This is a genomic window from Candidatus Acetatifactor stercoripullorum (assembly GCF_944382095.1).
GTDB lineage: Bacteria > Bacillota > Clostridia > Lachnospirales > Lachnospiraceae > Acetatifactor > Acetatifactor stercoripullorum.
In genome coordinates, this window is sequence record NZ_CALWMU010000006.1 from 1 (window position 1) to 12,221 (window position 12,221).

Sequence of the window (12,221 nt, forward strand, 5' to 3'; positions counted from 1 at the left end):
GGCATTTTTTGAAAGTTGTGGATAACAGGATACGGCAGATTTGCCTGGTGGAGATAATTCTGCGGAAACTCAAGTAGAAGCCCTTCATTGACAATCCGCCCCCAAGCACTTATGATAAGGAAAGATACTACAAGGGACGTAAGCGGCTTACGCCGCAGCAGAAAGGCAGGTGCCGCTTATGGCAGTGATGGATGAATTTAAGGAAGAGCGGGAGGCATTAAAGAACGCCGGATTTAAAAAGAAAGTCAGTTATTTTTTCTATTATTATAAGTGGCATGTGATCGCAGCCGTCTTAATCGTTGCGGGAATCTGTTCCATTGCATACGAAATGCTCACCAGCAAAGAAAATGCGTTTTATGCGGTCATGCTAAATGCCACAGAATTGGAAACAGCAGCTGATTTTAATCAGGATTTTTACGAATATGCGGACCTTGATTTAGAAGATTATGACGTTTATTTTGACACATCTATTCGTATTTCCACTGATTCGGATATTATAGACGATGTGACCATGACCTCTACGCAAAAGCTGGCCGTGTATCTTGCCGCAGGCGAGCTTGATGTAATGGTGACCGACAGTGATTCCATCAGACAATATGCCAACAGCAGTGTATTTTGCGATCTTAGGGAAATTCTCTCCCCGGAACAGGTGACAGCCTATAAGCCTTATTTCTATTATGTAGATATGGCAGTGGTGCGCCAGATAGAAGAGGCCCAGGACAATCTGGACGATACCTATGAGCCGGATTACCCCGATCCTACGAAGCCGGAAGAAATGGAGGAGCCTGTTCCCGTTGCCATCTATGTGGAGAATGCGGCGCTGCAGGAAAGCTATTATTTCCGCGGCGAGGGTGTGGTAGTGGGCGTATACGCCAACACCACCCATCTCGACACGGCGGTTCGTTTTATTGATTATCTGTTTGAAGAATAATTTTTTGTCTCAGGGTTTCAGCAGCTCCCGCAGAAGCTGGTTTACGGCTGCGGGGTCTGCCTTTCCCTTCATAGCCTTCATGGTCTGCCCCATCAAAAAGCCCAGGGCCTTTTCTTTCCCGCTTCTATAATCCTCCACAGACTTGGGATTCTGTGCAATGACCTCCTCCACGGTTTTTCTTAAGGCATTCTCATCGTTAACCATCTTTAAGCCCTTTTCCTCCACATACTGCTTTGGATCCACATCCGATGCAAACATCACTTCAAAGACGTCCTTGGCCACAGAGGAATTAATCACCTTGTTTTCCGCCAGCTCAATAAGTCCTGCCAGATGCCTGGGTGAAAAAGTGATGTCCTCCGGCTCCATTTCCTTCTCCTTTAAAAGCCGCAGCGTCTCCCCCAGCAGCCAGTTGGAAATCTTCTTCGGCTGTGCCCCAAGGGCCGCCGTCTCCTCAAAGATATCCGCCATAGCCTTGGAATTAGTAAGCATCCGGATATCATAGTCAGGAAGGGAAAATTCCTCCTTGTAGCGAAGGCGCTTTTTTGCCGGAAGCTCCGGCTGCTTTGCCCGAATCTGCGCAAGCCACTCTTCGCTGATGTGAAGGGGCGTAAGGTCCGGGTCGGGGAAATAGCGGTAATCCTGTGCATCCTCCTTGGAGCGCATGGGATAGGACTCTCCTTTTTCATCATCCCAGCGTCTGGTCTCCTGCACCACCTGCTCTCCCGCCTCCAAAAGATCAATCTGCCGCTCCCGCTCCCCGTCGATGGCACGGGCGATGGCGCTGAAGGAATTTAAGTTTTTCATCTCCGTGCGGGTGCCGAAAGCTTCACTTCCCGCCTCTCTCACAGAAAGATTCACATCCGCTCTCATAGATCCCTCCTGCAGCTTACAGTCGGAGGCTCCCAGATATTGAATCATCAGGCGAAGCTCCTCCAGATAGGCGATCACCTCCTGAGCGCTTCGCATATCCGGCTCAGATACAATTTCAATCAACGGGACGCCGGAACGGTTGTAGTCCACTAAAGAGCAGTCCTCCCACTCATCATGAATCAGCTTTCCCGCATCCTCCTCCATGTGAATTTCATGTATCCTGATCTTTTTTGTGACGGTCTTTTCCTTTTCAGGAACCGAAATCTCTATCCATCCGTCTCTGCAGATAGGCAGATAGAGCTGGGATATCTGATAATTCTGAGGATTGTCCGGATAAAAATAATTTTTTCTGTCAAACCGGCAGTCCCTTGTAATCTGGCAGTTTGCAGCCATCCCCACTGCCGCCGCATATTCCACCACCTGTCTGTTTAACACCGGCAAAGCTCCCGGCATTCCCGTGCACACAGGACAGGTATGGGTATTGGGAGCGCCGCCGAAGGCCGTAGAACAGGCGCAGAAAATCTTTGTTTTTGTTGCCAGCTCCACATGCACCTCAAGGCCGATCACTGTTTCATATTGCTTTGCCATATCAGTTTCCCTCCTGTTTTGCTGTCTGTTCATAGGTATAAGCCGCCCGGATAAGGGTCTTTTCCTGAAAGCAGTCCCCGATCAGCTGCAGACCAATGGGAAGCCCCTTGTCATCCTTACCGCAGGGAACGCTGATGCCGGGCAACCCGGCCAGATTCACTGCAATGGTGTAGATATCCCCCAGATACATTTTGATGGGATCGGCCAGACTCTCCCCCAGCTTAGGCGCCGTGGTGGGCGCTGTGGGGCCCAGAATCAGGTCATATTTGGCAAAGGCCGCATCAAAGGCTTTTTTGATCAGAGCCTTTACCCGCAGCGCTTTCAGATAATAGGCGTCATAGTAACCGGAGCTTAACACAAAGGAGCCCAGAAGAATTCTACGCTTCACCTCCGGGCCAAAGCCCTCCGATCTGGTCTTTTTATACATAGCATGGAGCTCCTCGGCATCCGCCCGGTAACCATACTTTACGCCGTCAAACCGCTCCAGGTTGGAGCTTGCCTCCGCCGCAGCTATGGTATAATAGGCGGGAATGGCATATTCCACAAGGCTTAGGTCAAACTCCTCCAAAAGGGCGCCTTTTTTCTCAAGCACTTTAGCCGCCTTTAACACGGCCGCCTTCACCTGGGGGTCCAGCCCTTCCCCAAAATAATCCCGGGGAATACCGATACGCATCCCCTGCACATCCTCCAAAAGAGCTGCGCTAAAGTCTGTGTCCTCTCTCTCCATGGAGGTGGAATCCTTTGGGTCATGGGAGGAGATAGCCTCCAGCACAGCGGCACAGTCCGTCACATCCTTCGTCAAGGGTCCGATCTGATCCAGGGAAGAGCCGTAAGCGATAAGGCCATACCGGGAAACTGTTCCGTAGGTAGGCTTCATGCCCACCACACCGCAGTAGGAGGCGGGCTGCCTGATGGAGCCTCCGGTATCAGACCCCAGAGCCGCAAAGCACTCCCCTGCCGCCACTGCTGCTGCGGAGCCTCCCGAGGAGCCCCCCGGCACATGGGCGGGATTGCTGGGATTTTTTGTGACCCCAAAATAGGAGGTCTCCGTGGTGCTTCCCATGGCAAATTCATCCATGTTTGTCTTTCCTATAATGACAGCCCCCGCCTGCTTCAGCTTAAGTATGGCCTCCGCGTCAAATACCGGCACAAAATTCTGCAATATCTTAGAAGAACAGGTAGTGGGAATCCCCTCCGTACAGATATTGTCCTTTATGGCAAAGGGCACGCCCGCCAAAGGCCCCGTAAGCTCTCCGGCCTCTATTTTTTTCTGTACCGCAGCCGCCCTCTCAAAGGCCTTTTCCCTTTCCAGCGTGACATAGCAGTGATACAACTCCTCCGATTCCTCTATCCGGGCAAAAACCGCCTCCAGCGCCTGCACTGCGGTGAGCCTGCCCTCCTTTATAGCCTTTCCCAGACCTGTGGCCGTATATGTCAAACTATCCATAGAGTCCTCCTTCATTTAATCAAAGGTTCTGGGCACCGCAAACATATTGTCCTTCTGCTCCGGCGCGTTCTTTAACAGCTTTTCACTCTCGTCTCCATTTACCACCACATCCTCCCGAAATACATTCCTTACGGGAAACAGGTGGCACAAAGGCTCCACCTGGCTGGTATCCAGCTCGTTCAACTGGTCAATATAATCCAGCATCCTTCCCATATCTTTCTTTGCCTGTTCTTTTTCTTCGCCGGACAGCTCCAGCTTCGCCAAAGCTGCCGCATACTCTATGGTTTTATCGCTGATCTCATTTGCCATATCCGCTATCCTCCCATCATCAGTCTCTGATTCTGATATGTGCCTCTCTAAGCTGCTGCTCCGTCACCTCCGAGGGTGCCTGGCACATAAGGTCCTGGGCATTTCCATTCATAGGGAAAGCAATTACCTCCCTGATGTTCTCCTCTCCCCGAAGCAGCATCAGCATTCTGTCCACTCCGGGAGCCATGCCTGCATGGGGAGGCGCTCCAAACTGAAATGCCTGATACAGCGCGCCGAATTTGCTCTTTAAGGTCTCCTCATCATATCCCGCTATGGCAAAGGCTTTTTTCATGATCTCAATGTCATGGTTTCTCACCGCCCCGGAGGACAGCTCCACTCCGTTGCACACAATGTCATACTGATAGGCTAAAACCTCCAGCGGATCCTCCTTTTCCAGGGCCTCCAATCCTCCCTGAGGCATGGAAAAGGGATTGTGGGTAAAGCCAATCTTTCTGGTCTCAGGGTCCTTCTCAAACATGGGGAAGTCGTTTACATAGCAGAAACGGTATGCGTCCTTTTCGCAAAGCTCCAGCTTTTCCCCCAGCTCATTCCGAATCCTGCCCGCATAATAGTTTGCCCTTGCCTCCTTATCCGCAATAAAGAAAATCGTATCTCCCGCTTTTAAGTCCGCAAGCGCGCGAAGCTCTCCTTTCAGCTCCTCAGGGATAAACTTATCGATGGGCCCTTTGTAGGACAAATCCTCTTCCACCTCCAGATAGCCCAGGCCTCCCATTCCAAGAGAGGTGGCAAAGGAAAGCAGCTTTTCGTGAAAGCCCTTGGACATATCCGCATGAACCTTGATTCCCCGCACGGTTTTGCCCAGAAAGGGCTTAAAGGTGCATTTCTGGAAAAACTCCGTCAAATCCATGATCCGCAGAGGATTTCTAAGGTCCGGCTTGTCAGTTCCAAACTCCAGCATAGCCTGTTTATAGCTGATCACCTGGAAAGGAGCCTTCGTAATCTTGCTTCCCTGGGGCGCAAATTTTTCAAAGGTTTCCGAAAGCACCTCTTCTCCCACCCGGAACACATCCTCCTGGGTGGCGAAGCTCATCTCAAAGTCAAGCTGGTAAAATTCTCCGGGGGAGCGGTCTGCTCTGGCATCCTCATCCCGAAAGCAGGGTGCAATCTGAAAATATTTGTCAAAGCCCGCCGTCATCAAAAGCTGCTTATACTGCTGGGGAGCCTGTGGAAGCGCATAAAATTTCCCCTTAAATTTCCTGGAGGGCACAATATAGTCCCTGGCTCCCTCGGGGGAGGACGCGCAGAGTATGGGGGTCTGTATCTCAAGGAATCCCAGCTGCGTCATCTTTTCCCGCAAAAAGCTGATCACCCTGGAACGGAACATAATATTTTCCTTTACTTTCGCATTTCTCAAATCCAGATAGCGGTACTTCAGGCGCACATCCTCTCTGATCTCTCTGGAGGTCATGATCTCAAAGGGAAGCTGCTTGTAGACCTTTCCCAAAACCTGTATCCGGGCCGCCTCCAGCTCGATGGTGCCCGTAGGGAGCTTGGGGTTATAGGTCTGTGCGTCTCTTTTTTCCACCTTTCCTGCAATGGACAGGCACATTTCCTTTGTGATTCCCTTAAGCAGCTGGGGCTGCCGGATCACCACCTGGAGCACGCCGTACATATCCCTAAGATCAATAAAAGAGACACCGCCGTGATCCCGGATGTTTTCCACCCATCCCGCCATCTGAAGCTCCTGCCCGATGTGTTGTTCTCCGATTTCTTCTATAGTCAGATCTCTGTACATAAGTTCCCTCCTGATTTTAGTTTCTAAAAAACTGCAGATACTTTTCTGTGCCAGATATTCCGGGATAAAAAAATCCCGGAATACAAAAACGTATTCCGGGACGGATAATCTCTTACCCGCGGTACCACCCGCATTGACAAACCGCATCCTCTAACAAGAATGTTGCCCGGTCTGTCCTCTCTTACACTTAACGCGTGTTACGTGCTGCCCTAGCGCACATCCGCCGCTTTTGTCCCAGCGTCTTTGTCCGTTCAGGCAGCCTGCTCCAGAGTGTTCCCTTCACCGGTTCCCACAAACGGCGCTCTCAGTCGGTGACGCCGTATTCCTGTTGTTTTTCCCAGCAAGAGTCTCCTTCAAGGCATTTTTCTGATTTGTGTGAAATGGTATCACACTCTCTGCTATTTTGCAAGATAGAATTTCCGAAATAGAGAAAAATATTCTCAAGCTTTTTCTTCCGGAAAACAAAAAGACAGAATACTCCCTTGGTCACTCGCCATTGAGTATTCTGCCGTTTTATTTAGCATATGACGGAAACGAGGAAATGTCAAGTACTTTTTTCCTCTCATCCCTCTTTGTTAGTCGCAGGCAGCCCTGAACTGATTCCAGATTTCCGCGTGGAGATCCTCCGCCTCTTGAGAGATATTCTGTACAATCTCTCCTTCCGCCGCGTCCTCAGGAAGTACAATAAATTCCTTCATCTCATCGGAAATGTATTCCTCGGCCGCCTTGTTGGTGCAATAGTAGCCGATGTATTCAAAGCAGGCCGCCGCATTTTCCGGGCGGTTGATATAGTCGATAAAGGCGTACGCCGCATCGGGATTCGGTGCGTCCGAAGGGATGAAGCCTGCCATAATCCCAAAGCCCAGGCCCTCCTCGGGATATACCACCTCAAGGTCATCTCTGGCATTTAACGCTGCATAAACCTGAGAGGTATATAAAAAGGCCGCCGCCACCTCTCCGCTGACAATATAATCCTGGGTATTGCTGTCATTGATCACACGAATATTGGGCGCCAGGGAAAGAAGCTTTTCTCCTGCCTGGCGGATCACATCCAAATCCTCTGTGTTGAAAGATTCTCCCATGGTTTTTAAGGTAATGCCGTTGATCACGCGGTAATTGGCAGTGATCGCTACATTATCCTCCAGGGAGGGGTTCCACAAATCCTCATAGCTGGTAATTTCCACATTGGTCAGGGCCGGATCGTATACAATCAAAGGGATGCCCGCCCCGTAGGGAACTGTATATTCATTGTCCGGATCGTAAAACTGGGACATAAACACAGGATTCAGGTTTTCATAGTTTTCAAACCTTGTGGTATCCAGCTTCTGTGCCAGTCCTTCCGCAATCACAAGCTCCAGAATATAGTCGTCCGCAATCACAAAATCGTAATCGCCTCCCTGGGTTTCCTCAAGCTTTGCCAGCATATCCTCATCATAATCAAAGTTGGAATAGTTGATGCGCACTCCCGTTTCTTCCTCAAAGCCTCTGAGGATTTCCTGAGGGAACATGCCGTCCCAGGTGTAGAGATTCATCTCCCCGCCGATGTAGTTTACCGCTGCATTCTGTCTGGATTCCTCCGCCAGCGTATCCGTGCCGCCGTCAGATGCGTTATTTCCTCCTGCACAGCCTGCAAGAGACATGATAAGGGTTGGCAATGTCACCAAAAGTGCAATTTTCTTTTTCATAATTGTCCTCTCTTCCTTACTTCTTTCTTTTCCCTCTGCCCACAAGAGCCGCTCCCGCAAGCAAAAGAATGGTAACGCCCAGCATGAGAGTCGCTAAAGCGTTGATTTCAGGCGTCACGCCTGTTTTCAGTTTTGTATATATTTTTACAGGAAGGGTATTCACTGTAGGCCCGGTGAGGAAAATGCTGATTACCACATCGTCAAAGGACATGGCAAAGGACAGCATTGCGCCGGACCAGATGGCCGGGGCGATCAAGGGCAGCGTCACATCAAAAAACACGCGCCAGCCGCAGGCCCCCAGGTCAAGGGCCGCCTCTTCCAGGGATTTGTCCATTCCCACCAGCCTGGCCTTTACCGTGGAATACACATACGGAATGCAAAAGGTAGTATGCGCAATCACCAGAGTGACCATGCCAAAGGGAAGCCCCATCAGGGAAAAAACAGACAAAAACACCATTCCTAAAATAATCTCCGGTATCATGATAGGGAGCATGGATAAGTATGCCACCGCATCGTTTAACCGGCTCTTTTTCCGATACATCCCAAGAGCCCCCATGCTTCCGATCACCACAGCCCCCAGGCAGCTTAAGACCGCCAGGATCAGGCTGTTTCGCAGAGCCTCCCAGATATCCCGGTCATGAAAAAGCTCCGCATACCATTTCAGGGAAAAGCCCTCCCATATGGAGGAAATTCTCGAGGCGTTAAAGGAATAAACCACTGTAAGCAAAATGGGAATGTAGGTGATAACCGTAATGACTCCCACATAGATAAAAGGCCATTTTTTTGTTTTCACAAAAGTCCCTCCAATTGTTCCGCTCCCGTAATCCTGCGGTACAGCCGTATCATCAGGGAGGTTAAAATCATAAGCACCGCCGCCAGAGCCGCCGCAAAGGGCAGATTTCTACCCTTGGTAGCCTGTTCCTGAATCATACTGCCCACCAAGACGATCTTGTTGCCTCCCAGGATATCCGCAATAAAGAAAAGTCCCATGGACGGAATAAAGGACAGCACCACTCCGGACAAAAGTCCCGGCAGCGTCAGCTTAAAGCTCACCGTCCAAAAGGCCCGAAAAGAGGAGGCCCCCAAGTCTCTGGCCGCCTCCACCAAAGTAAAGTCCAGCTTTTCCGCACTGGAGTAAACCGACAGAATCATAAAGGGAAGCAGTGCATAAATCATACCCACCACCACCGCCGGATAGGTGTAAAGCAGCTTTAAGGGCTCATCCGTAATATGCAGCCCCATCAGCACCTTATCCAAAACGCCATTGCTGCGAAATACAATAATCCAGCCATACAGACGAATCAGTGCGCTGGTCCAGAAGGGTATCATGAGAAGCAGCATCATTCTCTTTTTCCAGACAGCGTTCATTCTCGCCATAAAGTAGCCATAAGGATACCCAATCAATACAATCAGTCCCGTGGATAAAAATGCCAGCTTTAAGGATTCTACAAAAGTGTTTAAATAAAGCGGCTCCAGAATTCGCTTATAATTATCCAGAGTGAAGGTAAAATCCACTCCCCAGACTTCAGCGCGGCTCAAAAAGCTCAGTAAAAACATATACAAAATAGGCAGCGCCACAAAAAGTATGGTAAAAAGATAAATAGGAGCCAGCAAAAGCCAGTTGCCTTTTCTCTTCATGTGATCCTCCCTTACTGTCCGTCATCTATCACCGGCACGGCATGCTCCGGCAGCCAGCCGATCTTTATCCTGCTGCCCACCTGAATGTCCGCATCGATGCCAAAACGGCTGGCAGTGATTTTCTGACCGTCTGAAAGGGTAAACAAAATCCGCAGCTGTCCCCCTACAAAGGACTTCTCTGCCACCACAGCCTCGTGGACGCAGGGGCCTTCCCCCTCCAGAAGCACATTTTCCGTCCGAATGGCAAAGGTTTCTGCTCCCTTCCGGAAAATATTGGCATTTCCCACAAAATCCGCCACATAGCTTGTTCGGGGGCGGTAATAAATCTCGTTGGGAGTCCCCACCTGCTCCAGCACACCCTGATTCATCACGGCAATCCGGTCGGACATGTTGATGGCTTCCTCCTGATCGTGTGTGATGTAGATGAAGGTAATCCCAAGCTTTTTCTGAAGCCGCTTCAGCTCCAGCTGCATCTGCCTGCGCAGCTTTAGGTCCAAGGCTCCCAGAGGCTCATCTAAGAGAAGCACTCGGGGCTCATTGATCACCGCCCTGGCGATGGCGATACGCTGCCTCTGGCCGCCGGAAAGCTGATCCGGCATACGCTTTCCGTATTCCTCCAGCTGCACCAGCTTCAGCATTTCTCCTACCCGCCTGGCAATTTCCGCCTTGGGCACTTTTTTGATTTTCAGACCGTAGCCCACATTATCCTCCACGTTCATGTGAGGAAACAGGGCATAATTTTGAAACACCGTATTTACATTTCGCTTATTGGGCTCAAGGTCGGTGATATCCTGTCCCTCCAGGATAACCCTTCCCTGATCCGGCGCTTCCAGCCCTGCAATGATGCGCAGCGTGGTGGTCTTTCCACATCCCGAGGAGCCTAAAAGCGTAATAAACTCTGCCCTGTGGATGTCAAGATTCACCCCGTTAAGAACTCCGGTGCCATCAAATTTCTTGTGCAAATCCTGTAATTGTAAGATAATGTCGTTCATATTTCCTCATTTTTGGCCGCCTGCCCTCCGGTTTTTTCTGGTTAGACCGGGCGGATGCTTTTCCCATGATACCATAAATTCCCTGTTTCAACAAGCACTGAAAACCGTGCTTTGTTCTCACCTGAAAACCGTGCTCCGTTCTCACCGTATCCAGCCCCAGCTGATGGCGAGAAATTCTCCCAGAAAATACATGCCTCGAAGCCAGACAAGCACGGAGACTGCAAACAGGGGAATGGCCATATCCTTTCTTTCCCTTGCGATTCTTCCTCCAATCCGCAGCGCCACGCAGATCAGCAAAACCATGGTTCCAAAGCAGGCCCTGTCCGGGTAATGGGGGGACAGGATCATGGCTCCCCAGGAGAGCAGCGCACACCCCAGCAGAATCACATTTCTCCTGCCAAGCTTAAGCTTTAAAGCCCTGGCAAGCAAAAGCATGGCGCACACCACCAAAAGCGCCGGGAACAGATATTCCAGAGCCGCCTTGCTCTGGGCATATCCCCGCAGAAAGCACCTCCACAAAAGACCGTATTGATCTTCTTGCGTCTGGGCGCTTCTTACATAGTTGCCTGGAGCGGCAATCATCATGACCCAGCCAAAAAGGCAGGAAAGGCTCCCAAGAACCATCCAGGGCTTTATTCTCTTATTTTCCCTGAAGAGAAGCACCATTACAAAGAGACTGGAAAGCCACACCGCAGGCCCCATATTTTCATTGCTCCAGCCTGCCAGAATCCCCAGTGGAACAATCCATACCCCGATTCCCGGCAATGGCTTAATTCCTTCCTGCAAAAAGGGCTGTGCGTTTTTGCCAAAGCCTCCTGTATCTGAAAGCTCTCTTAAATAGCAGTACAAAAAGGCCATTAAAAACACGGTGATATACAGATAATTGGCTGCCCCGGACTGCCAGAACATACTCATTTTCCAGTTGGCGTTTAGTGCAGGAAGCATACCGCAGGCAGCAAAAAAAGCAGGAAGTCTCTTATTTCCCGCCACTGTGCATATCAAAAGGGCAAGTAAAAAGGTTACCCCCACATTTAAAACATCCGCTGCGTTTTCTCCGGCCAGCAGCGTCAGCTGCAGAATACTGTGGGTCATGCTTCTTCCGCCCCAGTTGAAATAATGCCATATCTGGCTTTTAAAAATATCAGACACCGTCCTGACAGGAGTATCCTCCGAAAGAAGGGTAGCATACCACAGATCGTCCATCATAAAAGGAACGGCTCTGTGAACAGCGTACATCACAACTGCAGTCACAAGCACAAGCGCCGCTGCAATCCCCGTCAGAATACGGTTTTGTTTTCCTTTCATTTTCCCTTTTTCCCTCACTGCATCTGCCGGTCCTTAAGCTGCTGCTCAAAACGGCTTTCAATCAGCTCCAGCGCCATGGCGTACTGCTGCATTTCCCGGCTTACCCTGTCCTTGTCGTCGTACTCCTTCTTGTAGCAGATTCGGTGCTCCATGCTTGCCCAAAAGTCCATGGAAAGTGTGCGGAACTGCACCTCTACCGGATAGTATTCCATAGCGTCCAGACAGTGGATTGGCACTCCAAACACAATGTGGAAGCTGCGGTAGCCGCTCTTTTTGGGATTTTTAATATAATCAGACTCCTTGATGACAATCAGATCAGCCTGCCTTTTCAAGCACTGCACCAGGTCATAGATTTCCTCCGGAAAATAGCAGATCACCCGTATGCCGGCAATGTCCATCAGATGATCCTTTGCATTCATAACACTGTCCGTCAGCGCAAGCCTCTCCAGCTTTCCCTCAATGCTTTTCTTGTCCTTAATACGGTTCTGGATATGATGAATCGGCTTTCCCGTGTCCTTGCTGTAAATGCTGTGATTCAATATTTCAAGCTTTGTCAGCATGACCTGGCTGACATCCTCATATGGCTTGATCAACTCATAATACTGCTCATTCGTCATTGGTTTCCCACCCGTTTCCCAGCTGCTTTAAGGCCGGCTGCTGACATACGCCAGCTGCCGACCTTTTAAGCATACCTCATAAA

The 12,221-nt window shown here is 50.2% G+C and carries 11 protein-coding genes; 1 reads left to right on the forward strand and 10 read right to left on the reverse strand.

Going from position 1 to position 12,221, the window contains the following annotated elements; translation table 11 throughout:
- Nucleotides 1-178 precede the first annotated feature (178 nt).
- The gene (locus tag SHK35_RS02800; protein ID WP_318704409.1) at nt 179-931 is read left to right on the forward strand and encodes a hypothetical protein; all 753 of its coding nucleotides are present in this window, start codon (nt 179-181) and stop codon (nt 929-931) included.
- 9 nt (nt 932-940) lie between these two features.
- On the opposite strand, the gene gatB is transcribed toward SHK35_RS02800, so the two are convergent.
- From gatB to SHK35_RS02850, 10 genes are all read right to left on the reverse strand, one after another.
- Nucleotides 941-2,389: an Asp-tRNA(Asn)/Glu-tRNA(Gln) amidotransferase subunit GatB gene (gene gatB, locus SHK35_RS02805; protein WP_318704410.1), complete on the reverse strand. Its 1,449-nt coding sequence runs from the start codon at nt 2,387-2,389 to the stop codon at nt 941-943.
- Nucleotide 2,390: 1 nt separating this feature from the next.
- Complete coding sequence (gene gatA, locus SHK35_RS02810; RefSeq protein WP_318708459.1) at nt 2,391-3,836, reverse strand: Asp-tRNA(Asn)/Glu-tRNA(Gln) amidotransferase subunit GatA; 1,446 nt, start codon at nt 3,834-3,836, stop codon at nt 2,391-2,393.
- A 15-nt stretch (nt 3,837-3,851) separates the two neighbouring features.
- The gene (gatC, locus tag SHK35_RS02815) at nt 3,852-4,145 is read right to left on the reverse strand and encodes an Asp-tRNA(Asn)/Glu-tRNA(Gln) amidotransferase subunit GatC (protein WP_318704412.1); all 294 of its coding nucleotides are present in this window, start codon (nt 4,143-4,145) and stop codon (nt 3,852-3,854) included.
- A gap of 19 nt (nt 4,146-4,164) precedes the next feature.
- A complete protein-coding gene (gene aspS / locus SHK35_RS02820) occupies nt 4,165-5,901 on the reverse strand; it encodes an aspartate--tRNA ligase (protein WP_318708461.1) in 1,737 nt (578 codons plus the stop codon).
- 575 nt (nt 5,902-6,476) lie between these two features.
- Nucleotides 6,477-7,586 (reverse strand): polyamine ABC transporter substrate-binding protein, encoded by a 1,110-nt coding sequence (locus SHK35_RS02825; RefSeq protein ID WP_318708462.1) that lies wholly within the window; start codon nt 7,584-7,586, stop codon nt 6,477-6,479.
- Between the two features lie 16 nt (nt 7,587-7,602).
- Nucleotides 7,603-8,379, reverse strand: coding sequence for an ABC transporter permease (locus SHK35_RS02830; protein WP_318708464.1), 777 nt, complete (start codon nt 8,377-8,379; stop codon nt 7,603-7,605).
- Nucleotides 8,376-9,224: an ABC transporter permease gene (locus SHK35_RS02835; RefSeq protein ID WP_318704416.1), complete on the reverse strand. Its 849-nt coding sequence runs from the start codon at nt 9,222-9,224 to the stop codon at nt 8,376-8,378. The genes SHK35_RS02830 and SHK35_RS02835 overlap by 4 nt, the downstream gene beginning before the upstream one ends.
- Nucleotides 9,225-9,235: 11 nt before the next feature.
- Nucleotides 9,236-10,216: an ABC transporter ATP-binding protein gene (locus SHK35_RS02840; RefSeq protein WP_318708466.1), complete on the reverse strand. Its 981-nt coding sequence runs from the start codon at nt 10,214-10,216 to the stop codon at nt 9,236-9,238.
- A gap of 141 nt (nt 10,217-10,357) precedes the next feature.
- Nucleotides 10,358-11,521: a DUF6056 family protein gene (locus SHK35_RS02845; protein ID WP_318708468.1), complete on the reverse strand. Its 1,164-nt coding sequence runs from the start codon at nt 11,519-11,521 to the stop codon at nt 10,358-10,360.
- Nucleotides 11,522-11,535: 14 nt separating this feature from the next.
- Complete coding sequence (locus SHK35_RS02850; protein ID WP_318708469.1) at nt 11,536-12,138, reverse strand: GTP pyrophosphokinase; 603 nt, start codon at nt 12,136-12,138, stop codon at nt 11,536-11,538.
- Between the last annotated feature and the right edge of the window lie 83 nt (nt 12,139-12,221).